The 24,462-nt window shown below is 38.4% G+C and carries 30 protein-coding genes; 12 read left to right on the forward strand and 18 right to left on the reverse strand.

Features of this window, described 5'->3' with window-relative positions:
• The first annotated feature begins 94 nt into the window (after positions 1 to 94).
• The gene (locus tag WQ54_RS32390) at positions 95 to 250 is read left to right on the forward strand and encodes a YuzL family protein (protein ID WP_084821814.1); all 156 of its coding nucleotides are present in this window, start codon (positions 95 to 97) and stop codon (positions 248 to 250) included.
• Between the two features lie 132 nt (positions 251 to 382).
• On the opposite strand, the gene WQ54_RS03875 is transcribed toward WQ54_RS32390, so the two are convergent.
• On the reverse strand, positions 383 to 1,300 hold the full coding sequence (locus tag WQ54_RS03875) for a proline dehydrogenase family protein (protein ID WP_046512410.1): 918 nt from the start codon (positions 1,298 to 1,300) through the stop codon (positions 383 to 385).
• A gap of 199 nt (positions 1,301 to 1,499) precedes the next feature.
• Here WQ54_RS03875 and WQ54_RS03880 point away from each other — a divergent pair, with 199 nt between their 5' ends.
• Both WQ54_RS03880 and WQ54_RS03885 read left to right on the forward strand, forming a co-directional pair.
• Positions 1,500 to 1,772 carry a hypothetical protein gene (locus WQ54_RS03880; protein WP_197089530.1) on the forward strand — a complete coding sequence of 91 codons (273 nt, stop codon included), beginning with the start codon at positions 1,500 to 1,502 and terminating at the stop codon, positions 1,770 to 1,772.
• Between the two features lie 13 nt (positions 1,773 to 1,785).
• Positions 1,786 to 2,127 carry a spore coat protein gene (locus WQ54_RS03885; RefSeq protein ID WP_046512415.1) on the forward strand — a complete coding sequence of 114 codons (342 nt, stop codon included), beginning with the start codon at positions 1,786 to 1,788 and terminating at the stop codon, positions 2,125 to 2,127.
• Positions 2,128 to 2,268: 141 nt separating this feature from the next.
• Here WQ54_RS03885 and WQ54_RS03890 read toward each other — a convergent pair whose 3' ends face one another.
• The 5 genes from WQ54_RS03890 to WQ54_RS03910 form a co-directional block, all read right to left on the reverse strand.
• On the reverse strand, positions 2,269 to 2,523 hold the full coding sequence (locus WQ54_RS03890) for a YusU family protein (protein ID WP_046512416.1): 255 nt from the start codon (positions 2,521 to 2,523) through the stop codon (positions 2,269 to 2,271).
• Positions 2,516 to 3,289, reverse strand: coding sequence for an IucA/IucC family C-terminal-domain containing protein (locus tag WQ54_RS03895; protein ID WP_046512420.1), 774 nt, complete (start codon positions 3,287 to 3,289; stop codon positions 2,516 to 2,518). Before WQ54_RS03895 ends, WQ54_RS03890 begins: the two co-directional genes overlap by 8 nt.
• Positions 3,282 to 4,100 (reverse strand): ABC transporter ATP-binding protein, encoded by an 819-nt coding sequence (locus tag WQ54_RS03900; RefSeq protein ID WP_046512423.1) that lies wholly within the window; start codon positions 4,098 to 4,100, stop codon positions 3,282 to 3,284. The genes WQ54_RS03895 and WQ54_RS03900 overlap by 8 nt, the downstream gene beginning before the upstream one ends.
• A gap of 215 nt (positions 4,101 to 4,315) precedes the next feature.
• Complete coding sequence (locus tag WQ54_RS03905; protein ID WP_046512426.1) at positions 4,316 to 5,371, reverse strand: iron chelate uptake ABC transporter family permease subunit; 1,056 nt, start codon at positions 5,369 to 5,371, stop codon at positions 4,316 to 4,318.
• Entirely contained in the window at positions 5,368 to 6,372 is a 1,005-nt protein-coding gene (locus WQ54_RS03910; protein WP_046512427.1) for an iron ABC transporter permease, read from the reverse strand. Before WQ54_RS03910 ends, WQ54_RS03905 begins: the two co-directional genes overlap by 4 nt.
• A 154-nt stretch (positions 6,373 to 6,526) precedes the next feature.
• On the opposite strand from WQ54_RS03910, the gene WQ54_RS03915 reads away from it, so the two are divergent.
• Together WQ54_RS03915 and WQ54_RS03920 are read left to right on the forward strand one after the other, a co-directional pair.
• The gene (locus WQ54_RS03915; protein WP_046512430.1) at positions 6,527 to 7,537 is read left to right on the forward strand and encodes an ABC transporter substrate-binding protein; all 1,011 of its coding nucleotides are present in this window, start codon (positions 6,527 to 6,529) and stop codon (positions 7,535 to 7,537) included.
• A gap of 294 nt (positions 7,538 to 7,831) precedes the next feature.
• Positions 7,832 to 8,557, forward strand: coding sequence for a ZIP family metal transporter (locus tag WQ54_RS03920; RefSeq protein WP_046512433.1), 726 nt, complete (start codon positions 7,832 to 7,834; stop codon positions 8,555 to 8,557).
• A 38-nt stretch (positions 8,558 to 8,595) separates the two neighbouring features.
• Here the strand turns inward: WQ54_RS03920 and WQ54_RS03925 are convergent, their stop codons facing one another.
• The 5 genes from WQ54_RS03925 to WQ54_RS03945 all read right to left on the reverse strand — a co-directional run bounded on the left by WQ54_RS03925 (position 8,596) and on the right by WQ54_RS03945 (position 14,257).
• A complete protein-coding gene (locus tag WQ54_RS03925; RefSeq protein WP_046512436.1) occupies positions 8,596 to 9,252 on the reverse strand; it encodes a TrkA family potassium uptake protein in 657 nt (218 codons plus the stop codon).
• 156 nt (positions 9,253 to 9,408) lie between these two features.
• Positions 9,409 to 10,644 (reverse strand): dicarboxylate/amino acid:cation symporter, encoded by a 1,236-nt coding sequence (locus WQ54_RS03930; RefSeq protein WP_046512439.1) that lies wholly within the window; start codon positions 10,642 to 10,644, stop codon positions 9,409 to 9,411.
• A 119-nt stretch (positions 10,645 to 10,763) separates the two neighbouring features.
• Positions 10,764 to 12,548: a M3 family oligoendopeptidase gene (locus tag WQ54_RS03935; RefSeq protein ID WP_046512753.1), complete on the reverse strand. Its 1,785-nt coding sequence runs from the start codon at positions 12,546 to 12,548 to the stop codon at positions 10,764 to 10,766.
• Between the two features lie 271 nt (positions 12,549 to 12,819).
• Positions 12,820 to 12,990 carry a twin-arginine translocase TatA/TatE family subunit gene (locus tag WQ54_RS03940; RefSeq protein WP_046512441.1) on the reverse strand — a complete coding sequence of 57 codons (171 nt, stop codon included), beginning with the start codon at positions 12,988 to 12,990 and terminating at the stop codon, positions 12,820 to 12,822.
• Between the two features lie 82 nt (positions 12,991 to 13,072).
• The gene (locus tag WQ54_RS03945; RefSeq protein WP_046512444.1) at positions 13,073 to 14,257 is read right to left on the reverse strand and encodes a D-alanyl-D-alanine carboxypeptidase family protein; all 1,185 of its coding nucleotides are present in this window, start codon (positions 14,255 to 14,257) and stop codon (positions 13,073 to 13,075) included.
• 215 nt (positions 14,258 to 14,472) lie between these two features.
• Between WQ54_RS03945 and WQ54_RS03950 the strand changes: the two genes are divergently transcribed.
• The 5 genes from WQ54_RS03950 to WQ54_RS34555 all read left to right on the forward strand — a co-directional run bounded on the left by WQ54_RS03950 (position 14,473) and on the right by WQ54_RS34555 (position 16,626).
• Positions 14,473 to 15,066 carry a TetR/AcrR family transcriptional regulator gene (locus WQ54_RS03950; RefSeq protein WP_046512447.1) on the forward strand — a complete coding sequence of 198 codons (594 nt, stop codon included), beginning with the start codon at positions 14,473 to 14,475 and terminating at the stop codon, positions 15,064 to 15,066.
• Entirely contained in the window at positions 15,059 to 15,400 is a 342-nt protein-coding gene (locus WQ54_RS03955) for a multidrug efflux SMR transporter (RefSeq protein ID WP_046512449.1), read from the forward strand. The genes WQ54_RS03950 and WQ54_RS03955 overlap by 8 nt, the downstream gene beginning before the upstream one ends.
• Positions 15,401 to 15,404: 4 nt before the next feature.
• Positions 15,405 to 15,722: a multidrug efflux SMR transporter gene (locus tag WQ54_RS03960; protein WP_046512451.1), complete on the forward strand. Its 318-nt coding sequence runs from the start codon at positions 15,405 to 15,407 to the stop codon at positions 15,720 to 15,722.
• A 278-nt stretch (positions 15,723 to 16,000) separates the two neighbouring features.
• Entirely contained in the window at positions 16,001 to 16,309 is a 309-nt protein-coding gene (locus WQ54_RS34550; RefSeq protein WP_052737645.1) for a hypothetical protein, read from the forward strand.
• A 23-nt stretch (positions 16,310 to 16,332) separates the two neighbouring features.
• Positions 16,333 to 16,626, forward strand: a complete 294-nt coding sequence (locus WQ54_RS34555; RefSeq protein WP_231597447.1) for an EamA family transporter — start codon at positions 16,333 to 16,335, stop codon at positions 16,624 to 16,626.
• A 15-nt stretch (positions 16,627 to 16,641) separates the two neighbouring features.
• Here WQ54_RS34555 and WQ54_RS03970 read toward each other — a convergent pair whose 3' ends face one another.
• The 7 genes from WQ54_RS03970 to WQ54_RS03990 form a co-directional block, all read right to left on the reverse strand.
• Positions 16,642 to 17,439, reverse strand: coding sequence for a DUF2935 domain-containing protein (locus tag WQ54_RS03970; RefSeq protein ID WP_046512454.1), 798 nt, complete (start codon positions 17,437 to 17,439; stop codon positions 16,642 to 16,644).
• A gap of 241 nt (positions 17,440 to 17,680) precedes the next feature.
• Positions 17,681 to 18,121, reverse strand: a complete 441-nt coding sequence (locus WQ54_RS03975) for a GNAT family N-acetyltransferase (RefSeq protein ID WP_046512456.1) — start codon at positions 18,119 to 18,121, stop codon at positions 17,681 to 17,683.
• Positions 18,122 to 18,158: 37 nt separating this feature from the next.
• On the reverse strand, positions 18,159 to 19,646 hold the full coding sequence (locus WQ54_RS03980) for a PAS domain S-box protein (RefSeq protein ID WP_046512459.1): 1,488 nt from the start codon (positions 19,644 to 19,646) through the stop codon (positions 18,159 to 18,161).
• Positions 19,647 to 19,835: 189 nt separating this feature from the next.
• Positions 19,836 to 19,937 (reverse strand): YjcZ family sporulation protein, encoded by a 102-nt coding sequence (locus WQ54_RS32400; protein ID WP_084821816.1) that lies wholly within the window; start codon positions 19,935 to 19,937, stop codon positions 19,836 to 19,838.
• A gap of 159 nt (positions 19,938 to 20,096) precedes the next feature.
• The gene (locus tag WQ54_RS03985; RefSeq protein ID WP_046512461.1) at positions 20,097 to 20,303 is read right to left on the reverse strand and encodes a YozQ family protein; all 207 of its coding nucleotides are present in this window, start codon (positions 20,301 to 20,303) and stop codon (positions 20,097 to 20,099) included.
• Positions 20,304 to 20,365: 62 nt separating this feature from the next.
• A complete protein-coding gene (locus tag WQ54_RS34205) occupies positions 20,366 to 20,521 on the reverse strand; it encodes a hypothetical protein (protein WP_197089531.1) in 156 nt (51 codons plus the stop codon).
• Positions 20,522 to 20,673: 152 nt separating this feature from the next.
• On the reverse strand, positions 20,674 to 21,912 hold the full coding sequence (locus WQ54_RS03990) for a S1C family serine protease (RefSeq protein WP_046512464.1): 1,239 nt from the start codon (positions 21,910 to 21,912) through the stop codon (positions 20,674 to 20,676).
• Positions 21,913 to 22,189: 277 nt separating this feature from the next.
• On the opposite strand from WQ54_RS03990, the gene WQ54_RS03995 reads away from it, so the two are divergent.
• Positions 22,190 to 22,855: a response regulator transcription factor gene (locus WQ54_RS03995; RefSeq protein ID WP_046512466.1), complete on the forward strand. Its 666-nt coding sequence runs from the start codon at positions 22,190 to 22,192 to the stop codon at positions 22,853 to 22,855.
• Positions 22,852 to 24,186, forward strand: a complete 1,335-nt coding sequence (locus tag WQ54_RS04000; protein ID WP_046512469.1) for a HAMP domain-containing sensor histidine kinase — start codon at positions 22,852 to 22,854, stop codon at positions 24,184 to 24,186. Before WQ54_RS03995 ends, WQ54_RS04000 begins: the two co-directional genes overlap by 4 nt.
• Positions 24,187 to 24,462 lie beyond the last annotated feature (276 nt).

A 24,462-nucleotide genomic window follows, 5' to 3' on the forward strand; every position in this document is an offset into this window, starting at 1 on the left:
GATTTTGAAAATTTCTTCAATACGTATAGCACTTTTTTTTCGAAATAATCGATTTCTACTTTGGAAAGGCTATATAATTAGGAGGTGATAATTGATGGCACGTTTAAAAAAGAATCCTTCCAAAGCAGGTGTTAGTGCTGCAAGTGTCAAGGGCAATGCAGGTCCTACTAATGAAAAGACCGGCGGCGGTAAACGCACGAGTCAAAACCAACAATACAAACAAGATAATATGGGGAATGATCAGTTTTAAGGTACACGAGGAGAGTGTCTCATAAGATACCTCTCCTTACTTTTGCTTATTTGTCTGTTGATTTCAGCTCTTGGTTTTTGTTTCCCATAGTGTCTCACAATTTCTGCTCCAAACACCATAGTGCCCAATCACCTATTTCTTAAAAATCCCCTTTAACACAAACGCAACATTTGCTGGTCGTTCTGCGAGCCTTCTCATAAAATAGCCATACCAATCGGTCCCATATGGTACATATACACGCATACTGTATCCTTCTTTTACGAGTTCAAGTTGTTTTTCCGGACGGATACCGTAAAGCATTTGGAATTCATATTGCTTATTCGGTATTTTATGCATTTTTACCAGCCTTTTAGTATAGTCGATGATCGCATCATCATGAGTGGCAATCGCTGTGAAGTTCCCATTTAGTATATGTGCCTTTATGATCTGCTTGAAATTTTTATCCACTGCTTTTTTCTCCGGAAACGCTACCTTTGAGGATTCTTTATATGCTCCCTTGACAAGCCGCAAATTCGGCTGAAACTTCTTTAGTTCTTCAATATCCTTGCCTGTACGGTAAAGATATGCTTGAAGAACGGTACCTACATTGTTAAATTCCTGTTTTAGTTGTTTAAATAAAATAAGGGACTTTTCACATCTTGAATAATCCTCCATATCAATTGTGACAAACACTTCATGGTGCTTAGCTGCTGTTAAAATGCGCCTCATATTCTTTAATACTACTTCATCTGAAATGTCCAATCCCATGGAGGTTAACTTCAGAGAAAGCTGTGACTTTAGCTGTTGTTTGGCAATTGTTTCAATTGCCTCTATGCAATGATCAGCCATTTCATTGGCTTCTTGTTCATCTTCAATAAATTCCCCTAAATAATCCAGCGTTACATCCAGGCCTTTTTGGTTCAAGTCCTTAATAACCTTTATGGCCGAATCAATGTTTTCACCAGCTACAAACCTTGCCGCTCCGAACTTTAAACCATATTTTTTAGCTAATTTCGTTATCATTCTATTTTTGGATAAAAACATAAAAGAGTTTCGCAGAAGCTGTTCCATCATAAAACCCTCCTCAAGCGTTTTTATACCGATGCTAATACCATGATACGACATAAAGAGCGATTATTTTTTTAGGTAAAATGTCTTACTAATGACTGTATTCTGCCTATCTTATCAATATGTCCTCAGGTGAAAGATTGTGTATAATTCCTGTTTTAGGTGGAACGATATGTGTGAAAATATGTTCTTAGGAGGGTACATGATGCAACAACAAAATATGCAGCAGTCACAAGGGATCATGCAGCAGCCGCCTGCGGTAGTGACAACAAAAGATCAGCTTTATTTGACAGATATGCTTTCTTGGAATCTATTAGCGATGAAAAAGGCTCATTTTTTTGCATCCCAATGCCAGGATCAAGAAATCAAAGCTCAACTGGATCAAGTTGGTCAAATGCATCATCAGCATTATCAAAAAATCCTAACCCATCTTCAATCTGGACAACAACCTCAATCAGGTTCCCAGCTTCAATAAAGGAGTGAAAGACATGGATAACAATCAATCTAAAATACAAAACCCTGCAACACAGGTACAAAAAAATTCACAAATGAATGATCGTGATTTCGTTAACGATTTATTATCAACAGAAAAATATATGACAGGTTCCTACTCAACAGCTCTTAATGAGGCTAGCCATCAAGCTTTATATCAAGATATCTTAACTATTACCAATGAAACACAACAAGCACAGCGGGACCTTTACAATCTTATGTTCAAAAATGGCTGGTATTCACTTGAAGCAGCAGATACCCAAAAACTTCAACAATCCTATCAGCAATTTTCAAATTATATAGGACAACAATCACCGTACGGTGGCGTTTCTCAATAAGAAAAGCGCCTTGGTCAGCACAGAGCAAATAAGTTGCCATGAATAGATAGCTTTGGAGCTGGACACTGACACTAAGATCGAATTTATACTCTTCTTATCCACTCGAAAAAACCTCAGCTTTTTCATCAAAGCTGAGGTTTTTTATTCGTTATTAGCTGATTCACGATGTTTTTCATTAAGAGCTTTTATTTCGTTAATCAACATTTTTAATTCATTTTTGGCATCAGGATAGGTTGTATTCCAATGCTTTGCCAATGGCGGCATCGATTTTGCAATATGGGTATACAACGCCCACATTTTTACCTTTTCAGTCAGCTCATCCGATGCTTCACCTAATAATAATTCTGTATATTTTTCAACTAGACCTTCAAACTTTTCTGCGAGCTCCTTATCCATTTTTTGCATCCTCCTTAATGAAGGCTTTTCTGCATTCAATCGGGCATGTTGTACAACGGTCACCGTTCGTCGAGGTTACATAAAACAAGCAGCATGTTTTTCTCATTCGGACATCATTCTGTTTTGGCTGATAAAATTGAGATAGCGGATTACGTGTCTTTACCCCGAAAGATGCTGGAGGAGCATCGATTACAACATAATGAAAATCCTCTTGAACCTTTAAATATTTTTCATTAGAAAGGCTGTCATCTTTTAATAAGGTTTCATACATCCAAAAGATATAGACGGAAACATTTTCCCAAAGCACTGATTTAGCAATCTTTGTTTGGCTGGAAATTGATGATACGACTTTAGCAATGTTTTCTAAAAACAAAGTTTGAACGACTTCAGCTCTCCATTCTGCCCGATCAGAATGAGGAATAGTGACTTCAAGGTTTCCAAAGTTAAAGCTTGGGAGCCATAAAGGATCGTTTTCATCCGTTTGCAAGGAAACTTTGTCAATGCTGCTGTTTATTCCTTTATCAAATACGCTCATCGAATATAACACTAAAGCAGCAATAAACGCATATCTTTTTACAAGCATTGAACCAATAACATTTTGTTTATCGCTATTTAGCTTTTCTTGAAGCTTTTTATTAAATATCCGCTTCATCAAATCATCTTTTAACAAGTCTAAGCCTTTGATGGTTTCATATGGTGCAGCTTCTTCTGTGCTTAAGCGATACTTTTTTAGCGCAGCAATCTCGATATCAGTTAATTTATGCATTTACAACCCCTACTTCTTTCACAATGCATCTGCCCTTTCCGTGCGGTATGCATAACGGAGTTCCAAATAGCGGATCAACGGTTACTTCACAATTCATTTGAAAAACATGTTGAACTAAGCTGCAGTTGATGACTTCCTCAGGCCGGCCTTGAGCATAAATTTTTTTGTCTTTTAAGGCAACAAGATTATGTGCATACCTGCAAGCTAAATTCAGGTCATGCAATACCATGACAATGGTGCGTTTTTCACGTTCATTTAATTCAAAAAGTAAATCTAAAATTTCAATTTGATGTGTCATATCAAGATAGGTTGTTGGTTCATCAAGCAAAATAATATCTGTTTTCTGTGCTAATGTCATGGCAATCCACGCTCGCTGCCTTTGACCGCCGGATAATGAATCAACAGGTCTTTCTGCAAAAGCCTCCATTCCAGTTGCTTCAAGGGCACTCATTACAGCCTCTTCATCTTCCTTCGTCCATTGCTTTAACCAGCTTTGATAAGGGTATCTTCCCTGCTTTACTAGCTGCAGTACAGTTAAACCTTCAGGAGCAACAGGGCCTTGCGGCAAGATGGCAAGCTGCTTCGCCACTTCCTTAGTCGGCAATTTTGCAATCGCGTTTCCTTCAAGTAACACTGAGCCTTCCTTCGGCTTTAGCAGCCTAGCAATGGAGCGAAGCAATGTTGACTTACCACAGCCGTTACTGCCAATAAAAACGGTTATTTCTCCTTTGGGAATTTTCACATCTAATTCATTGATAATGATCGAATCGCCGTATGAAAGTGTGAGGGTATTTGTTTCAATTGCATGCATAGTAAACCACTCCTTTTATCAAAAGCTCTTAAAGCTTTTCAATTCATTCTAGTCTTAGCATGGCAGCACCAAGGCGCTTCCGCTTTTATAATTTTGTATCCAACTCCAGCGCCTAGCCCCTCGAGGTCATAAGCCACTCATGAATTGAAGGTAAAGTACACCTTCTATTCATGAGCGTCTTATGCTTGTCGGGGCTGCTCAAGGCGCTTCCGCTTTTAAGTATTACGCGTCTTAAATAATAAATATATAAAATATGGTGCCCCGATTGCTGCGGTAAACACGCCGGCAGGAACTTCCAGCGGAGAAAATAAAGTTCTCCCGATTAAATCTGCGACCATCACCAGTATCGCTCCAATCAGCGCTGATACAGGCAATAATGAGCCATAAGAGGATCCGACAAGCCTTCTGCCAATATGCGGGGCCATTAATCCGACAAATCCGATAGCACCTGCAAATGCTACCGCAATACCTGTTAGGGCTGTGCTTAAAATCAGAAGGAAAAGACGGTTTCTTTGAACAGCACTCCCAACACCTGTTGCCAGCTCATCACCAAGCTCCTGGATATTCACATTTCGCACCGAGATTATACAAATAACCAATAAAACGAGAACAACTGGCAGCATAACACGAACCTGTTCCCAAGTAGCTGCATATACTGTTCCTGTAATCCATACATTTGCTTGTGCAGCTTGATAAATCGGCCCTTTGATCATAAAAAGAGTTGTTAACGATTGGGTAAGCATGGATAAGCCAATTCCAATCAGGACAAGTCTGATTGAGGATGAACCATTTTTCCAGGACAAGAGATAGACAAGCAGTCCTAAAATGGTAGCACCTAAAAAGGCTGCAACAGGCATCCATTCAATACTGACAGTCAAAGCATTGTTTTTATCGCTGAATAACATCAGGAAAACAACTACAGCTACTGATCCTCCTCCTGTAATACCAATAATATCCGGCGAGGCCAGCGGATTTCTGATTAGTCCCTGCAGGATGGCGCCTGCAGCTGCTAAGCAAATTCCAACTAATAATGCCACCAGAATCCTCGGTAAACGGAATGAAAAAACAAATAAATTCTCCATGTCTGTGCCATAACCAATGAGCGTTTTCAATACATTAAGCGGACTGATCATGACTTCTCCCATCCCGGTACTGACAAGAAAGATTGTACAGACAAGAATAAGTAAAATAACAGATGTAATAAGTGCTTTTTTATCAATTAAAAATGAAAGTTTATCTGAGCCAATCCGGAGTTTTAAATATTTTTTCATTTTTGTCCGAACCCCCTGCGTGCAATGTAAACGAAAAAGGGAGTTCCAATAAAGGCTGTCATAACTCCTACCGGAACCTCTTCAGGCATGATGATATATCTTGCTAAAATATCCGCTAATACTAAAAGCGACCCGCCTAACACGAGACAATATGGAAGAATCCAGCGATAATCGTTTCCGACTAAAAACCTTGAAAAATGCGGAATGACAATTCCAATAAATGCAATAGGTCCAGCTACTGCAACAGAACCCCCGCCAAGCACGATTACGATAATGGCTGCAAGAAGCTTTACAGTCCCTGTACGCTGTCCTAACCCCTTTGCCACATCCTCGCCCATTGTAAGGACATTGATTTTTTTCGTCAAAAACATACTTAGGATGATCGCTGTTCCTACATAAGGCAACACGGTCGTCAGGCTCTCCATTTTTCGGCCTTGGATGGAACCGGCCAACCAAAATAGGACTTGATCAAAAGCTGATTCATTTACTACAAGAAGCCCCTGTGTTAATGAAGAAAATAATGCAGCCATTGCAGCTCCTGCTAAAGTTAACTTCATTGGTGTCAGCCCTTCTCTTCCGAAGGAACCAATAAAATAAACTAAAAAGGCTGTTAAAGCAGCTCCAGCAAACGCGATCCATGTATAGGCTTGTAAGGAATCAACGTAAAATAAGGAAACGGCAACAACAATAAAAAATCCTGCACCTGCGTTGATTCCAAAAACACTCGGTGATGCTAGAGGGTTTTTCGTTAATGCTTGCATAATGGCTCCAGCAATCGCCAGACTTGCACCAACAACTGCCGCTATTAATGCTCTTGGCAGTCGAACATTTTGAATGATAAGATGTTCATTTGATCCATTAAACTGAGTAAAAGCTTTATACACCATCCCCCAGTTTGTGTCCGTATAGCCGTAAATAAGACTTCCACACATTAAAAATAGAAGTAAGATAAATCCTGCAAATAGTCCAGCTACTTTAAATTTATTTGATTTAATCAACATGTTGTACTCCCTACCACTACTTATATCTATTTCTATATTATCAAAAACAGTTGATCTTGAAAATCATTTTCAATTAAATATTGACATTTTACTTGAGAACTTTTATCATTCTCTTTGTAAATGAAAATGATTATCATGTTGAGGAGGACAAACAATGAAAGCTGCTACATATAAAAAATCTTGGCTATCATTATTCGTATTAAGTATTGTTATGCTTTTATTAGCTGCTTGCGGCAATAATGCAGAAGAAGAAGGTACTGAATCTCAAGGAGCTGAGGGAGGTACTGATGCAAAGACTGAAGAAGCCTACACAATTGAACATGCAATGGGTTCAACTGAAATTAAAGGAACTCCAAAAAAAGTTGTCATTTTAACTAATGAAGGAACTGAAGCCCTTCTAGCAATGGGTGTTAAGCCTGTAGGGGCTGTACAATCACATTTAGGTGAACCTTGGTATGAGCACATTTCTAAAGATATGGAAGGTGTTGAAGTTGTAGGTACAGAAAGCGAAGTAAATATCGAAGCAATTGCGGCTCTTCAGCCTGATCTCATTATCGGTAACAAAATGCGGCAGGAAAAAGTTTATGAGAAATTAAGCGCGATTGCACCAACTGTTTTTTCAGAAACATTAAGAGGCGACTGGCAGGAAAACTTCAAATTATATGCTAAAGCATTAAATCGTGAAGAAGAAGGTAAAAAAGTAATTGATGAATTTGAAGCACATGTTTCTGAAGTAAAAGAAACTGCGGGAGATAAATTAGATCAATCTGTATCTGTTGTTCGCTTTATGGCTGGTTTAACAAGAGTCTATTATACAGACACATTCTCTGGCGTTATTTTCGATAAGCTCGGATTAAAACATTCAAGTACTGTACAAGAATTATTTACCGATAACCCAGATGACTTATTTGTCCGTGAGGTAGGAAAAGAAGTCATCCCGCAAATGGATGCGGATATTCTTTTCTATTTCACATTTGCACCTCCTGGTGATACAGAAGCAACAAAAACTGAGGAAGAATGGACAAATGATCCTCTTTGGAAGAATCTTAATGTTGTAAAAGAAGGCAAAGCTTACAAGGTAGATGACGCTATTTGGAACACAGCAGGCGGTGTCATTGCAGCAAATAAATTATTAGACGATCTTGAAAAGATTTTAACTGAATAGAGCTTAAGCGGCTGACATATGTTAGCCGCTTTTATTATTGCTTAGGAAATGATTAAAATGTTTAAAGGGTAGATAATGTTTCGGAATCAAGCTCCGACACACAGGATGTGCAAGTACAGTCAGGGCGATTAATGTTGCACTTTCTGATTAAAGGCCCTAGCCCTCAATTGTTTAGCTTATCTTAAAGCTGTTAAATGCTCGCGCTTTTGTTCTTGACTATTTGCGTATTTCTTTGTTTTTTCTAAAGAAACTCGGGGAAAATAACACCAAAAGAAGTGACAGGAGATGAGAAATTTGCTTCAAGCTGGTCTTTGGGGAGCATTTGCCGGTTCTTCCATTTTAATTGGTGCACTTATCGGGCTGCTAACTGATTTACCTAAAAAAATAACAGGTCTAATCATGTCGTTTGGTACTGGTGTTTTAATTGGAGCTGCTTCTTTTGAGTTGCTTTTTGAAGCTGTCAAAGAAGGTGGTCTTATGGCAACATCGGTTGGGTTTATATCAGGCGCATCCGTTTTTACCATATCAGAAGCAATCATCACGAAAAGAGGCGGTAACGAGAGGAAACGGACAAAAAAGCGGAACACCAATCACTCCGGGCTATCGATTTTTATTGGGACTATTATTGATGCCATACCGGAATCGGTTATTATTGGGGTCAGCTTACTCGAGCAGGGCTCTGTTAGCTACTTAATGGTTATTGCTGTTTTTATCAGTAACTTTCCTGAGGGTCTTTCAAGTACGGTCGGTTTAAAAAAAGACGGCTATAGTAAAAAATTGCTCATTTCGATGTGGCTAATTGTTGTATTTCTCGCTGCATTTAGTTCATTACTGGGCTATTCGCTCCTGCAAAACACATCCACAGCCATCCTATCGTTTATTTCTGCTTTTGCTGCAGGAGGAATTATGGCAATGGTTGCATCAACGATGATGCCGGAAGCGTTTGAAGAAGGTGGTGCGATTGTTGGTTTAATCGCTTCCCTTGGTTTATTATGCTCACTGTTTCTTTCACAGCTATAAGGGCCTTCAAAGGGAGAGCCCTATTTTTTATTAAATCCTTACATTCCGTCTTCTTCAAAATGAATAATGTCCTTATTCTTACCAATGATTAACAGTACATCACCCATTGAAATTTTTTCATTTGCACTTGGTGATACACAAATCTCCTCCCCGCGCTGAATCCCGACAATCGCGCAGCCAAACTTTGATGGGATGTCTAAATCAAGCAATGTTTTGTTATTTAATTTTTTTGTGGCGACCACCTCGACCATGCTATACTCTCTTGATAGTTCAATATAATCGATCATTTTTTCAGAAATAATATGATGAGCAATTCTTTTCGCCATATCTCTTTCCGGATGAATCACCCGATTGACCCCAATCTTAACCAGCACCTTATGGTGATAATCATTATGAGCCTTAGCCCACACCTGGGGAATTTCTAATTCTTTCAGGATTAAAGAAGTTAAAATACTTGCTTCAATATCATCACCAAATGAAACAAAGGCATGATCAACATTTCTCACGCCAAGCTGTTTTAAGAGTGTCTCATCAATAGCGTTTGCCTTTACAGCATGTGTCGCAAATGCTGCATATTGCTGAACCTTTTCTTCATCTTTATCAATGGCCAGTACCTCTATACCCAGCTCATGGAACTCTTTCACTAAAGTTCCTCCGAAACGGCCTAATCCAAATACAGCAAATTGCTTTTTCAACGAACATTCCTTCTTTCCGATTTTCACTTAATAGATGACCTTTCCTAATCATAGGATGAAACCAATACCAGCCGTATATTCGTCGTCTATTTAAAAAATGGGGCTGTCTCAATTAAAGGGTTAAACCTTTTGGTTGAGACAGCCCCATTCTATTTGTTATAAGCCGCTTTCCTCTTTTAGATTCATATGCTTTTTCTCTGTTTCAGAGACATATAAGGCACATGCTGCATCACCTGTAATATTAATGGCTGTACGTGCCATATCTAATAAACGGTCAATCCCTAATATTAAACCGATTCCAGCGACAGGCAAGTTTACTGAGTTCAATACCATTGCTAGCATGATTAACCCTACTCCTGGCACCCCAGCAGTTCCGATGCTAGCCAATACAGCTGTTAGTACTACGGTAACAAGCTCTATTGGAGATAATGATACTCCGTAAACCTGTGCAATAAAAATCGTTGCCACACCTTGCATAATCGCTGTACCATCCATATTAATTGTTGCACCAAGCGGCTGAACAAAACTGCTGATCGATTCAGGTACGTTTAACTCCTTTTGCGCCGTTTCCATGGAAACAGGCAAGGTTGCATTACTGCTTGATGTACTAAAGGCAACACTCATTGCCGGTGCAAACTTTTTGAAAAACGTTATTGGATTGTATTTTGCCAAGAAAAACACTGCTGATCCATAAGTGACAATCGCATGAATTATGAGGGCTAAGACGACAACACTCATGTATAAGCCCATTGCTTTAATTGCCGGTAGACCTTGACTGCCGACAGCTGTTGCGATTAATCCAAACGTACCATATGGAGCAAACTTCATCACCAAGTTGACTAAAAACATCATCAAGTCATTACCCTGCTCAACAACATTTAGCAAGGTGCTTGATTTCTTTCCTAACATCGTTATCCCATAGCCAACAAAAATCGAAAACACGATAATTTGCAGCATATTTCCTTCTGCAAATGCCTTGATTGGATTAGTAGGGACGATATTCAACAACGTATCAGCAGTTGATGGAGCCTCTTCCGCTTCAAATTTTGCTCCCTCTGTATCAAAGTTGCCGACATTTCCTGGTTGAATAATCATTGAAAGAGCTAATCCGATTATAATGGCAATTGCCGTTGTCACTAGAAAAAATGTAATGGTCTTAAATCCGATTCTTCCAAGCTTTTTCGGATCTCCAAGCCCTGCAACCCCAAGTGTGATGGAGAAAAACACAATTGGAACCACAAGCATATTGATTAAATTCAAAAAGATTTTTCCTAATGGTGTAAATAAAAAGGTATTAAGTGTGTTGAATAAGTCAGGAGAAAAAATATTTAAGAGTAATCCAACAACTGCCCCTGCGATCAAGCCGATAATAATCTTCGTTGCTAACTTCAATTTGACCACCCCTGTTTCTTACATTTACCCAAGTCTACGGGCAGTAACTCCACATGCATGGAAGTCACACTTTATGATCTATTCCCTTTCTTTTCTAAAAGAAAACCATTTCTACCTTTTTAATTAGTTAACTCTATAAATTCTTCTACATCACTTACAGCCATTTGAACAGCTTTCTCCCAAAATTCTCGTTTGGTTAAGTCTACTGACAAATGCTTTGAAGCCAGCTCTTCAACAGTCATAGAACCAGTATCCTTTAACAGAGCGATATATTGCTTTTCAAAGGCTTCCCCTTCCTCAAGCGCTTTTGCATAAAGGCCAAGTGAAAATAAATAACCAAATGTATACGGGAAATTATAAAATGGCACATCGGTTATATAGAAGTGCAGCTTTGACGCCCAAAAATGCGGGTGGTACTCTTCCAACGCGTCACAGTAAGCCTCTTTTTGAGCTTCCACCATCATTTCTGATAATCTTTTACTTGAAACATAGCCTGCCTTTCTTTCTTCATAAAACCTAGTTTCGAATAAAAAGCGGGCATGGATATTCATAAGCAATGCAACACTTCGTTGTAATTTATCCTCCAGCAAAGCAAGTCTTTCTGCTTTGGTTTTTGCTTGTTTTACCGCAGCATCGGCAACAATCATTTCGGCAAATGTTGAGGCAGTCTCTGCTACATTCATGGCATAATCACAGTTAAGCGGATGTACACTGTTCATCGCAAAGGAATGGAACGCATGACCTAATTCATGGGCAAGTGTTGAAACATTTCCTGGTGAGCCAGAGAACGTCATAAAAATCCGTGATTCATTGCTATCAGGGAAGCCTGTGCAAAATCCCCCTGGTGCTTTTCCTGGACGGTCTTCAGCTTCAATCCACTCCTGTTCAAATGCCTTTTTAGTAAACTCCGTTAAATTTGGCCCGAATTTGCTAAACTGCTCTAAAATAAATTGAGATCCCTCTTGATAGGTCACCTCTGAATGATCAGTTTCCACAATTGGGGCCTCCACATCATACCAGCTAAGATTATTTATACCCAATCGTTCTGCTTTCCGCTTTATATAGTTGACTAGGGGCTGTTTATGTTCTGAAATAACCTGCCACATCGTATCAAGCGTTTCTTTTTTCATTCGATTTATTGCAAGCGGTTCTTTTAAAGGATCTGTCCAGCCTCTCTCATGATAAACAGTTAAGCGGAAGCCAGCTATTCGATTTAATGTCTCAGCAAACAAATCTGCCTGTGTCTCCCAGGCTTTTTCCCAATTAGTAAAGAGGGATTTACGAACTGAACGATCTTTTTCTGAAAATTTATTTGCGGCTTGGCCAACCGATAATAACTTGACCTCATCGTTTTCTTCAAATGGAATGTTAATCTTTGCGACCAAAAGATCATATAGGTGTTCCCAGCCAAAATAGCCGTCAACTGACAAGCCTTGAACCAATTGTTCTTTATCAACTGAAAGCCTTTCCTTCGTATGATTGCGCATTTCATTCAATACAAATGAAAGTCCATGTAATCGCTTGTCTGTTAGTAATTCGTCCCATACAGCTTGGTCCATATTACCAAGCAGTTGTTCGAAGGTAAGCGCTGTCTTCTTGAAGGTTGAACCAATGGCTGTTACCTTCGACCGGAGGAGATTTGCCTGTGCATCTGAAGTATTTTGCGCCTGCAAGCAGCTAACAAATGATCCAGCCTGTTCTAATTTAATTTTTATGTACGTGATTTTATCCAACGTGTCTAATAAATGCTTTATGTCAGATACAGCAAACTCTGCCGGCCAATTCTTCGTCATTTTCTCAAACTCTTCAGCAAGTTGTTCTATCTCAGCGATATAACTGGTAAATTCGGATGAATGACTGCCCCCTTTGAAGATCGTTTCGAGATTCCAACTGTTCTTGTACATTGGTGTTTGCACGATACATGCCTCCTTTAGAAAAATGGAATTTTTTCGCTGAAAAGGATAAAGTCTTAAGGCACTCAAGCCTAAAGAAAGTGCAAGGCAAGGGATAAAGACCTCGAGCAGCCCCATTTCCAGAAATTTATGCTCAAGGAACTAGCGCTTTCTTTATTACTTATAAAAATACGTTCAATTCAAATGTTTTATAACAAATTTAACAAGAAAAAGAGACATTGGCTGATGCCATGTCCCATAAATTATCAAAATCGATCGATCATTACTTTTTTACAGAAGTATCGTCCTCATCATCCATCAGACCTTTGGTGGCCCGTTTAAATTCTCTTAAGGTTTTTCCAGCAGCCTTTCCTAACTCAGGCAGCTTCTTTGGACCGAATAATAGTAAAGCGACAAATACAATAAGCATAATTTCGCCGAAGCCTAAGTTCATTCTTGAACACTTCTTTCATAAAAGAATAGAATCTTACTAAATTATAGCTGAATAAGCTGCATTATGCAAAAAGATTATCCTCTTACAACCTTCTAACCTGTAATAAAAACATACTCGAAATGAATAAAGTAATCAAAAGCGCAACGGGAACTAGAAAAGATAGATGGTCTTCATGATTCAGCTCTTCTTCCGGCAGAGGAGAAGCTACTACTTTACTATCCACTTGTTCATTTTTTTCTGTTGTATCCACTAATGTCAGCTTTTGCTCTTGAATGGTTCTCCCATCCTCTCCCTTTATGACTAACATTCCTGAGGAAAGAATCTCATCCTCTGTTAGCTCACCGATTTTTTTGGTAAAGGAGATGTCCTCATTTGTCACATAGTGGTTCTCTAACTCATCTTCAAACTGACTATTTTCTGCGATTTTTTCTGTTTCAAAATGATGGAACCCGTAATCCATTAATGCTTCCGTATCTTCATACGATTGTTCGTCAGACTTTGTGTTTAACGTGACTACAATCAAGCTTAAATTTTTGCGTTCAGCCGTCGTCACAAGTGTGAACCCCGCTTCAGTGACGAACCCATTCTTCCCGCCGGTTATTCCTTCATACGATTGATCACGCACCATCATATGGTGATTAATGAGGGTTGTATCCCATGTTTCACCATCCCACGGAAGCTCTGCTGTATTAAAAATCTCACGAAAAGTATCATTTTTCATTGCATATTGAGTAATCTTAGCCATATCCTCAGCTGTTGTCACATGCTCAGGATCATAAAGCCCATGCGGATTCGTAAAATGTGTATTCTCAACCCCAATTTCTTCCTGGAGATACTGGTTAAAATCGATAATAAATTCATCTACAGACCCGCCTAAATGCTCAGCAATTGCGACACCCGCATCATTTCCAGAATTGATCACAAGCCCTTGTATCAGTCTGATTAAAGGGACTTGTTCACCTTCCTCTAAGTATACGCGGGTTCCATCGACATTCCTGGCCTCTTCACTTACAGTAACAAGATCATCGAGGTTTCCCTTTTCTATAGCATAAATAGCTGTTGCAATTTTTGTAATGCTGGCTGGCGGAAGTTTATCTTGGCTGTTTTTTTCATATAAAACTTGACCTGAGTTTGCTTCTATCAATATCGCGGATTGACTATTTAACTGGATATTATTGGTTTCTACTGTTTCAGCAGTTATTATTGAAGGAAAGATGAATAAGCACAGGGGCAAAATAAGGATATATTGAAATAGGTTTATATTCATGTTGCATACTCCTCAGTATTTTTTACATGGAACGGCAATTATCTCAAACACCACTTTCAATAGAATAACAAGGTTGGAATAAAAAAAGCAATATCATGGATAAATAATGATAGGTAAAAGTACCCAGTCTTATCTTTTTGCCATTTTTTACATTGACACTTTTTTATTGGACATTTATACTAAGAAACTGACGAACGTCAGGAAGGGTGAGAGGCATGTCAGCAAGCAAAATTAAGATGGCAGCATTAATTCACTTTGCTAACAGCGGTTATGAGGGAACTTCCTTATCCGCGATCGCAAGCGAGGTTGGAATAAAAAAACAATCAATTTACACCCATTTTGCCAATAAGGATGAATTATTCCTAACGGTCATGAATGAGGTGCTGATTCAGGAAAAAGAATACATTAAAAGCTTCTTTATAAAAAATAAGCAACTCCCCTTGGAGAAAAGACTTTTCCAATTTCTTCAAGAGTATAGTAATCGATATGAAAAGCAGGCTGACACAAAATTTTTACTTAGGATGGGCTTTTTACCGCCAAATCACCTTTATGATCAAGTAATGGATAGTATTTATCATTATTATGATGAATTGGAGGACATTCTAGTCGAGCTCTTTAAGGAAAATAAACAAAGCTTAAATGAGGCAGTGAGCATAAATGATGCCCTAATCGCCTTTATTGGCCTAAGTGATGCCGTTTTAGTTGAGCTTTTGTACAGCGGAAATGAACGGTTTCAACGGAGATTAAATGCTGGTTGGAAGGTTTATTGGCAAGGAATTGCTTCTAAAGGGGGATCTGAATATGAATAAAAAGTGGCTGCTCGTTTATATAGCGGGATTTTTTGAGGTTAGCTGGGTAGCTGGATTAAAGCACGCTCAAGATCCTCTCGCATGGATTGGTACATTTATCGCTATTATCGTTAGCTTTTATTTGCTCATAAAAGCAACAAATTCATTACCGGTCAGCACCGTTTATGCCGTCTTTACCGGTTTAGGTGCAGCTGGGACAGTACTTGCGGAAATTGTCTTTTTTAATTATCCCTTTAACTGGGTGAAAATCGCATTATGTACCGTTCTTATTTCCGGCGTGATCGGCTTGAAAGTAGTAACTAGTGAGCGCGAGGTTCAAGAAAAGGAGGCATAAAATCATGGATTGGATTTTTCTTATTTTAGCAGGCTTTTGCGAGATTGCAGGCGTTGCTGCGATTTCCAAGTTTAATAGAAAAAAAACATTCATCAATATCGTATATATGGTCGCTGGATTTGCATTGAGCTTCCTTTTGCTTTCAACTGCTATGAAGACCATTTCAATGGGAACATCCTATGCAGTTTGGACAGGAATAGGGACCGTCGGAAGTGCATTAATGGGCATCCTTTTCTTTGGTGAATCAGCAGGTTGGAAACGATTATTATTTATTGCAATGATTATTTCTGCTACAATCGGTCTTAAATTTATTCCCTATTAAAGGAATTTTTCCAGTGTGAAAACTGTTGAAATACTCTAGTTTAGTTCTTCTTGGAGCATGCAGCTACGGTATTCTATCCGTTATCGTTAAGCTTGCTTATTAAGAAGGGTATACGGTTTCTAAAGTAATTGGCAGTCAATATTTATTTGTCTTTATCTTTTTATTCATCCCATATCTATTCTTAAAAAGCTTTTTCTTTAAAAGATATCTGCTTTTTATTACTTGCCGGGATAACCCCCAGTCTCACGGGGCTGCTTTATGGAAAATCTCTAGAAACCGTGCCGGCATCCATCGCGGTAATGCTATTATTTCAATTTATCTGGATCGGCATTGTGATCGATGCAATAACTAATAGAAAAACACCTGGCAAAGAAAAGCTTCTGGCTATTACCCTCTTATTTATCGGAACGTTTCTAGCAGGCGGAGGGTTAAATAATCTCTTAGATTTGCAAGCATCAGGGATTATATACGGGCTGCTCTCAGTAGTTTCATTTACGTTCTTTATTTTTTTGAGCGGAAGAATTGCTGTTCATTTACCTGCTTTAACAAGAAGCTTTTTTATGTCCTTAGGAGCATTCTATTTTTAATTGCTGTTGTTTCACCGGAATTTATCCTAAATGGATCTTTAGGTAGTGGATTATGGGTATTTGGTAGTCTTCTGGGTTTCTTTGGGGTCCTTTTACCTGTTTTACTTTTTTTCTATCGGAACCCTAAAATCGGTCCAGGTATTGCAACAATATTAGGAGCTGCTGAGCTGCCAACAGCCGTAATCGCCTCATCCACTATTCTTCATGAAAAGGTGTCAGCCAGTCAATTGGCATGCGTGTTAATGATTTTAATTGGCGTTGCTACTCCGCACCTTGCACAATGGAATGGCAAAAGAGTCCCTTTAAGCTCCGAATAAAAGGGACTCTCACTATTATGCTTCTAATCTCGGCTTCGTTGGATCACAATCAGGCTTCTTCGTACTCGTTGCCTCTGCTACCTTCATTAAGTAGTAGCATTCCTCTCTCAACATATGATCGGCCATTAAAGGTGAAAAGGTGCTTAACATTTCATTAGATAATTCCATTTCTTCCACCTCAGCTAAAAAGCCTCTAAATAACTCGATTTCAAGCTTAACATCTCTATTCATTTTCCTCAGTGCAGGAAAGGAATCTATATTGGCTCTTAAATAACCTGACAATTCAACGGCTTTTAGATAGAAATCCTCAAATTGCTTTGCAAAAAGCTCACTTTTAAGTTTCAGCTCTTTTTCCGTACGATCAAGCGTGTCTGATATTGCCCCTGCATGACCCGAGGCATCCAGCAGCCATAATAAATGATGATGGAGCTCATGAAAAACAGGCGGCTTTTCTTTCCTTTTTAAATACGTGAGAACAAGCAAATATTCCTCAAGCTCGTTCACCATATGATTAAGGAACGTTGGCGTTAAATAAATAGATATCTTTCCAACAAGATGCCTTTTAATTAAAGAGAGTTTAAACCGTCGGAGTTCGCGTGCATACTCCTCCGCTTCCAATGTCAAAGATTGCAGATCCGTCAGTTCCCTTGCCTTTTTAAGCAGCGTATCAAAAATATGCTGAAACTGCCTCGCTTTTTTTATATCATCCTGTTCGCTGACAGCCAAAGAATTTAAAATAAACCTGGCATGATCCCCTAAAATCTGAAGCCAAAATTGATGTTCAAATACAGCTGCTTCTTCAAAAGTTTTCATGTAACTCCTCCCAAACCATATTAATTAAAATGTATGAGGAGAAGGGATATTTTATTAATTATGTATAGGATCACTTTATTCTAGTAGTTAGAAAATAAAAAAAAAGGCACAACCAAAATTGTGCTTTTAAAAGATAGGCTTTATACTGGTTTTATTGTCTAGGTCCAGCGCCTAGCATCGCAAGTTTAGCAAAATTAGAATGGAAGGCAAAAAAGCTGAGCAAGTCGTTTTCGCTTTTCGATTAATGCTCAAGATTTCTCTCCCAATACATCATTTCCTCATCTTCATCTGTTTTTAACATGGCCAGCTTTTCAAGGACCCGGATCGATGGTTTGTTATCACTTAAGCATTCTGCTGTAATTGTCACTACCTCTTTTGTTTGGAAGGCCCAATGGATAAGTGCCTCCATGGCCTCTGTTGCATATCCGTTATTTTGGGCTTCGTTAAGAATCCCATAGCCGATTTCAACTACACCATTATGCGGCTTTCCTTTGAAGCCAATATCTCCAATAAATTGATTCGTTTCCTTAAGAAATACAAGCCAAACGCCCCACCCTATTAAACTAGGATCGCTTTCAATTTCATGTAAATAAAAGTTTATATGATCACTCACATCAACATCATCACTTAATAATTCTTCTTTACATGGTACAATAATTAATCTATTTGTCGTAATTTCCATATGAATTCCTCTTTCTATCCTCTTTTTAAGACACACGTTATAAGGGCAAACCATAGCTCTTATTATTGTCATCGATTAAGATTGGCAGAATAACAGAGATGGTTGTCCCTGTTGGATGACTATCTATTTTAACTTCACCGTTATGATGTTTAATAATTTCGTAGCTAACCATAATCCCTAATCCTGTACCATTTTCTTTTGTCGTAAAAAACGGCTTGCCGATTTTGCTTAACAGCTCTTTTGGGATACCCGTGCCTTCATCAGTAATTTTGACAATAACCGAACCATTTCTAACTGACTCAGCACATACGGTTATATTTCCACCATTAGGCATCGCTTCAATAGCATTCTTTATAAAATTAATAAATACCTGTTTTAATTTATTTTCATCACATAAAACTTCTAGCTGTTTCTCTTTAAAACTCATGTGAATATGTATATTATGTAAAATGGCCTGTGAGCGAGTCAGGGCGACAACATGCTGTAAAATACTGCATATATTCTTATGTCGGTAATGTTCTTGTGGAGGTTTTGCCAATGCTAAAAGTTCACTTAATATTAATTCGATCCGGTTAATTTCAGCTGAAATAACCGAAAAAAACTCCTTTTGATACTGTTCACTGCCTTCCATCAGCTGCAAAAATCCTTTTATCGCTGTTATCGGATTTCGGATTTCATGGGCAATTCCAGCAGCTAATTGTCCCGCTACGGAAAGTTTTTCTGAATTCATCATTAATTCGTGTGCCAGCTTTCGCTCTGTAATATCTCTCATAATAAAATAGATGGCAGGCTTATCCCCTCTAACAGCAGGAATCATCTTTATTTCAACATCTATTTCTTTTCCAGTCACCTGAACTATTTTTTCTTCAAGCAGATCAGAAGGAAAACCTTCATCTGATTTTTGCAGATAATGGACAAATGAGGATTTATGACTTGAAGGAATAAATTGATAAATATCCTTCCCAATAATCTCTTCTTTATTGACAGTACCTAGTAGAAAAACAGCTTCTTGATTTACATTTTCAATCCTAGCTTCCCTAATAACCATGATACCATATGGAATATGATTGACCAGCGTACAATAAAGCTGCTCCCATTCATGCAGCTTGCGTTCTTGAGCAAGATAGTCTGTCATATCTTTAGCAATCCCATAGACGCCAACAACTTCATCATCAACGATAATAGGTGTGTTTGTCACTTGTAAAACCAATTTTGTATGACTATTTGTGATAATCGTACATTGATAATTTTGTATTTCTCCTTTAAGAATCTTCTGAATAGAAGCATCTACCGATTTCACACAATCACTTCCAAGGAGATCCTTGTAAAATAGACCGTTCAAGTCTTGTTTTGAATAGCCGGTTACTCGTTCAAATTCCTTGTTCACTTGCGCGAATCTACCCTCTTTATCTAAGGCATAATATCCATCAGGGTGTTCCTCGAATATTTGTTGATTAAAAAAACCGCTATTCTCTAAGAAAACCTTAAGCTTGTCTCTCTCTCTCCTCGCCTTTACGCTATTCATGTTGTTCTCCTTCCATAGCTTTTTCATAATCACTCTTAGATACGATGTATGGTTAGTATGTAAAAATCTTCATATTTATTACTTTATATTCTAAGTTTACACGATTATTTTTTCAAACATTTCTATTTTTAAAAAGTATGAAAAGAACCTGCTAAAAGCAGGCTCTTTTATTCCAGTATCATATTTAACTTAGTATCCGCCCCAAACGTAAGCAGCACCCACGATGATTAACAAGATGAACAAAACAACAATTAATGCAAAACCTCCTGCATATCCACCTTCATTTCCCATTCCTGTTCACCTCTTTCTGGTTTAAGTGTCACGACACATAACTAATATATGCGCTTTGATTTTATTCGTTATTCACAAAGCTAAATTGAAGAACCCATTTTTTAGTTCTAAAAAAGAGGCTGTCTCAAAATCCTTGAGACAGCCTCCTATGTAAAATGCTTATTGGTTATCCTTTCTTGCGCTTCCTTTAGAATGATCAACATTCTCTTCAAAATTTGCATCAATTGTACCTTCCATATAATCATCTGACGCTTGTTCATGGGTCGTTGCCAAACCTTCAGACAGTTCGTCTTGGCGTTTATAATCTTCTGCTTCATAATGCCTTCCTGCAATTTGATTGCTATCCACTTTTGGTTTTTTATCCATCCCTTTCCACTCCTTATAAGAAATAATTAATGTTGTTTTTTGCTAAAAAAGATGTCTCCTTCTCAGGAAGGATCGACCTCATCATATGATAAAGTAACAACTTTTGTTGACTCCCCTTTTTCAATTTCCTCTTGTGTTGCTTTTTCATTTAATTCTTCGCCATCATCCATACCTGGTGCAATTTGATCGGGGTTTACTTGGTTCGATTTCTTCTCCATTTCCATCACTCCTCGATTATAACCATTCCCGTAAACGAAGATGAATATGCAAAAAACTGACCGAAAGGAGATCCAGCTTTGACAAGCCAAAAGATCCTTTGGTCAGTTCGGAACATCTATATGAAGAGTAACGTGTTAATCCCCTACCTTACTTAAGCATTTGTTCCATCACGGTTGACAAGCTTAAGTGTAACATCCATTTTTTCTCCTGCACGATAAATGGTTAGTTTCACTTCTTCACCAATTTTTTTCTCAGTGTAAAGATATTTTCTTAATTCACTTGCTGAACCGATCTCTTTGTCATCCATTGCGATAATGACGTCCTGTTGCTTTAAGCCTGCTTCATCGGCTGGTGATCCTTGTTGAACATTTCCAACAATTACGCCTCCTGTTACATTATCTGGGAGCTGCATGTTTTGCTGTAAATAATACTCTGGAATTTCACTCATTTCTAGGAGCCCTACGCCGATAAATGGTCTTTGTATCTTACCATTTTTCATTAGCTCTTCAGCAATTGGGATAACATCGTTACTCGGAATTGCAAATCCTAATCCTTCAACACCATTTTCACTGATTTTCAAGCTGTTAATTCCAATGACCTCTCCACTCATATTAATCAGCGGTCCGCCGCTATTACCTGGATTAATGGCTGCGTCAGTTTGAATAACATTTAAGGCCCAATCACCTTCAGAAGTAGTCACATCAATTGTCCGGTCCACACCGCTAATAATGCCCTGGGTAACTGTTCTTGTGAATTCTTCTCCTAATGGGTTCCCAATCGCAATGACATTTTCCCCTGTGCGAAGTTCAGATGAATCACCTAATTCAGCAACAGTGGTAACCTGTTTGGAATCAATTTTTAAAACAGCGATATCTGTTAACGCATCTGCTCCAACTAATTCTGCAGCCACTTTCTCTCCATTAAATAGTGTGACCTCAATCGACTGTGCACCTTCAATTACATGATTATTTGTAATAACATATGCCGCATTCTCCTCCTTCTTAAAGATAACACCTGAGCCAGTTCCGCTTTCTACACTTTCACCTTGTGTATTTCCAAACATATCGGCTCCGCTTGCTTGCTTATTGGTGATTCCAACAATCGCCGGTGATAAATTTTCCACCATATCAGCAATTGAATTTGTATTGCTGGACAGTTCTTGTGTGGTGACTGCAGAAGATTTGTCTTGACCATCCTTTTGTACGGATGCTTCAACCGAATTGGTATCAGCAACCGAGGTTGGATTTTCTTTTTGGTCTGTATATGTTGTTACTCCAAGTACAAGTGCTCCGCCGATCACACCACTAACTAACGATGAAAAAAAAGGTTTGATGCTTCTGCGCGGTTTGGTCTTTTCACGTGTAATATCTGTTTCATCATAATATCCCATTCTTTGTTCCTCCTATGTTTTTGTTTATATGATAAAAGATTAAGCTCCTGAGCTAACATATCCGCCTATGACAATTAAAATAAATAATAGTGAAACTCCTGTTAAAATGATAGCTTTCATAATTGAATTCCTTCCTTCGAATTTAACGTTGTCCTTTCTTATAATGTAACTATACTAAACGAGTTTGGGATAAAAATGAAAGAATTATGGGAAATTGTGAAAAGAGCATCCATACATAAAAGTACGATGTATAATACCTTTGAGAGGAAGTGAACCTATGAGCTTTACCATCTATCTTGTCGAGGATGAAAAAAACTTAAATGAACTGCTAACAATGTATTTAAAAAATGAAGGATGGTCGGTCACATCATGTTTAACGGGAATTGATGCAAGAAACTTGATTAATCGTCCGCCTCATTTATGGATTTTAGATATTATGCTTCCGGATATTGATGGCTATCAATTAATTCGGGAAATTAAAACAGCAACACCAGAAATTCCAGTGATCTTTATATCAGCGAGGGATGCGGATATTGATCGTGTCTTAGGGCTGGAATTAGGCAGTGATGATTATATATCAAAGCCCTTTTTGCCGAGAGAGCTCGTCATTCGTGCGCAAAAGCTTTTATCAAGAACCTATACAGAGGAAACGAATACACTGACAAATCTTCCCCCATACCATATTGATGAACAGTTAAGGATCGCTTACCTAAACGGGGAGGAAGTGAACCTGACCTCAAAGGAATTTGATTTGCTGCAGTTGTTCCTGCACAATCAAGGCCAAGCATTTTCAAGAGAGCAAATCTTAACGAATCTTTGGGGGCAAGATTACTTTGGTACAGATCGGGTGGTCGATGATCTTGTTAGGCGGCTTCGAAAAAAAATGCCCGATCTCAAGCTTGAAACAATCTATGGGTTTGGGTACAGGATGTTAAAGGGATGAAAAATAAATCATTAGCCTTTCAAATATGGATAGTTTTTTCAGGGATTCTCCTTGTTACCTCCTTATTACTGGTTATTCTTTTTCCAACGACCTTAAGAGGATTTTTCACGAAGGAAATCTATAAAACCATTGAAAATGAACAGCTCGTGTTAACCGAATATGGAAACCCCGATAACAATGAATTAGTAAGAGACAAGAAAAAAGACCGATCTGTTTCACATGTAGTGGTTCCCTTTCAAAGTCCGTTTTTCTTATATTCTGATGAATTACCACTTGATTTTATTAGACAGACTCAGGACTTAGCAGCCAATCAAACAAATTCAACGGCGAGGTATGAAAAAAACATAAAAGACCAAACCCTCTTTTATGTGATACGAAAGAATTTAACGGTGAATGGCGAACCAAGCTATCTCTTATCGTACTCTTGGGATTCATACCGAAATGATCTCGTATTTACACTTTTCCGGCAATTAATGGTCGTTATGTTTATTGTCTTTTTATTGAGCTGGATCCCTTCAATTTGGCTCGCACGATACTTATCAAAGCCTCTTGTTAAGCTTGAAAAGCATGTCAAGGATATTTCTGAACAAGCATGGCATGAACCTGTTGAAGTGGATCGAAATGATGAAATTGGCAAGCTCGGACATACCATTGAAAAAATGCGGCAGCATCTTGTCCGGAAAGATGAAGCCCAACAAACCTTGCTGCAAAACATTTCACATGACTTAAAAACACCGGTTATGGTGATTCGGGGCTATGCCAAATCGGTCAATGATGGCATCTTTCCTAAAGGTGATTTAACAAGTACGATGGATGTTATCGAGGAGGAGTCCGAAAAACTCGAGAAAAAAATCAAGGATTTGCTATATTTAACAAAGCTCGATTTCTTATCAACGCGTAAGCCAACAAAAGCATTATTTCGCCTTGATCAGCTTGTCAGTGATGAAGTGGAGCGAATTAAATGGGCAAAAGCCGAACTTAACTGGCAGCTTCGCTTGGAAGAAGCACAAATATTAGGTGATGTTGAACAATGGGAAAAGCTGATCGAAAACCTGCTAGAAAATTCCTTGCGCTATGCAAAAAATGTCATTTCAATTTCGATTACGAAAACAAATCAGGCAACTCTGCTCCGTTTCTGGAATGATGGTCCATCCATTGATGAGGGGATTATGGAACAGCTTTTTGAGCCTTTCCAAAAAGGACATAAAGGTGAATTTGGCATCGGCTTAAGCATCGTAAAACGAATTGCCGATCTACACGGTGCAAAGGTTTGGGCGGTAAATGAGGAGAATGGTGCAGCTTTTTATACGGAAATTCCTTTGGCATTGTAGTTAATAGAATTATTTTTGGAGAACTGTTTCTTAATTTAATAAAAAGCACAAGGGATTTCCATTCGAAAATTCTTGTGCTTTTTTGAAACAGTATTTTAAGGATTTTTAAATAATTGAAGATGCTAAAAGATATTACTCAGAGACCATCCATCAATTTTGTCTCTTATCCTGCTCCTGACATTTCACAGGGTCAGCCACGATATGATATTTCGCTATTACAATCAAGGATTTGATCTTTTATACTCCTTAAATTCCTGTCTCTGTTTCCTAAACAGT

Source organism: Bacillus sp. SA1-12 (genome assembly GCF_000981385.1).
Taxonomy (GTDB): domain Bacteria; phylum Bacillota; class Bacilli; order Bacillales; family Bacillaceae; genus Metabacillus.

Excerpts from the sequence above, each read along its gene's own strand:
- WQ54_RS03980 (WP_046512459.1), bottom strand. The coding sequence starts at position 19,646 with ATGAATAGCGTAAAGGCGAGGAGAGAGAGAGACAAGCTTAAGGTTTTC.
- WQ54_RS03960 (WP_046512451.1), top strand. The coding sequence starts at position 15,405 with ATGGATTGGATTTTTCTTATTTTAGCAGGCTTTTGCGAGATTGCAGGC.
- WQ54_RS03985 (WP_046512461.1), bottom strand. The coding sequence starts at position 20,303 with ATGGATAAAAAACCAAAAGTGGATAGCAATCAAATTGCAGGAAGGCAT.
- WQ54_RS32400 (WP_084821816.1), bottom strand. The coding sequence starts at position 19,937 with ATGGGAAATGAAGGTGGATATGCAGGAGGTTTTGCATTAATTGTTGTT.
- WQ54_RS03895 (WP_046512420.1), bottom strand. The coding sequence starts at position 3,289 with ATGCATAAATTAACTGATATCGAGATTGCTGCGCTAAAAAAGTATCGC.
- WQ54_RS32390 (WP_084821814.1), top strand. The coding sequence starts at position 95 with ATGGCACGTTTAAAAAAGAATCCTTCCAAAGCAGGTGTTAGTGCTGCA.
- WQ54_RS03970 (WP_046512454.1), bottom strand. The coding sequence starts at position 17,439 with ATGAAAACTTTTGAAGAAGCAGCTGTATTTGAACATCAATTTTGGCTT.
- WQ54_RS03910 (WP_046512427.1), bottom strand. The coding sequence starts at position 6,372 with ATGTTGATTAAATCAAATAAATTTAAAGTAGCTGGACTATTTGCAGGA.
- WQ54_RS03915 (WP_046512430.1), top strand. The coding sequence starts at position 6,527 with ATGAAAGCTGCTACATATAAAAAATCTTGGCTATCATTATTCGTATTA.
- WQ54_RS03875 (WP_046512410.1), bottom strand. The coding sequence starts at position 1,300 with ATGGAACAGCTTCTGCGAAACTCTTTTATGTTTTTATCCAAAAATAGA.
- WQ54_RS03975 (WP_046512456.1), bottom strand. The coding sequence starts at position 18,121 with ATGGAAATTACGACAAATAGATTAATTATTGTACCATGTAAAGAAGAA.
- WQ54_RS04000 (WP_046512469.1), top strand. The coding sequence starts at position 22,852 with ATGAAAAATAAATCATTAGCCTTTCAAATATGGATAGTTTTTTCAGGG.
- WQ54_RS03945 (WP_046512444.1), bottom strand. The coding sequence starts at position 14,257 with ATGAATATAAACCTATTTCAATATATCCTTATTTTGCCCCTGTGCTTA.
- WQ54_RS03905 (WP_046512426.1), bottom strand. The coding sequence starts at position 5,371 with ATGAAAAAATATTTAAAACTCCGGATTGGCTCAGATAAACTTTCATTT.
- WQ54_RS03900 (WP_046512423.1), bottom strand. The coding sequence starts at position 4,100 with ATGCATGCAATTGAAACAAATACCCTCACACTTTCATACGGCGATTCG.
- WQ54_RS03885 (WP_046512415.1), top strand. The coding sequence starts at position 1,786 with ATGGATAACAATCAATCTAAAATACAAAACCCTGCAACACAGGTACAA.
- WQ54_RS03995 (WP_046512466.1), top strand. The coding sequence starts at position 22,190 with ATGAGCTTTACCATCTATCTTGTCGAGGATGAAAAAAACTTAAATGAA.
- WQ54_RS03955 (WP_046512449.1), top strand. The coding sequence starts at position 15,059 with ATGAATAAAAAGTGGCTGCTCGTTTATATAGCGGGATTTTTTGAGGTT.
- WQ54_RS03940 (WP_046512441.1), bottom strand. The coding sequence starts at position 12,990 with ATGAACTTAGGCTTCGGCGAAATTATGCTTATTGTATTTGTCGCTTTA.
- WQ54_RS03890 (WP_046512416.1), bottom strand. The coding sequence starts at position 2,523 with ATGGATAAGGAGCTCGCAGAAAAGTTTGAAGGTCTAGTTGAAAAATAT.
- WQ54_RS03935 (WP_046512753.1), bottom strand. The coding sequence starts at position 12,548 with ATGTACAAGAACAGTTGGAATCTCGAAACGATCTTCAAAGGGGGCAGT.
- WQ54_RS03880 (WP_197089530.1), top strand. The coding sequence starts at position 1,500 with ATGATGCAACAACAAAATATGCAGCAGTCACAAGGGATCATGCAGCAG.
- WQ54_RS03990 (WP_046512464.1), bottom strand. The coding sequence starts at position 21,912 with ATGGGATATTATGATGAAACAGATATTACACGTGAAAAGACCAAACCG.
- WQ54_RS03950 (WP_046512447.1), top strand. The coding sequence starts at position 14,473 with ATGTCAGCAAGCAAAATTAAGATGGCAGCATTAATTCACTTTGCTAAC.
- WQ54_RS34205 (WP_197089531.1), bottom strand. The coding sequence starts at position 20,521 with ATGGAGAAGAAATCGAACCAAGTAAACCCCGATCAAATTGCACCAGGT.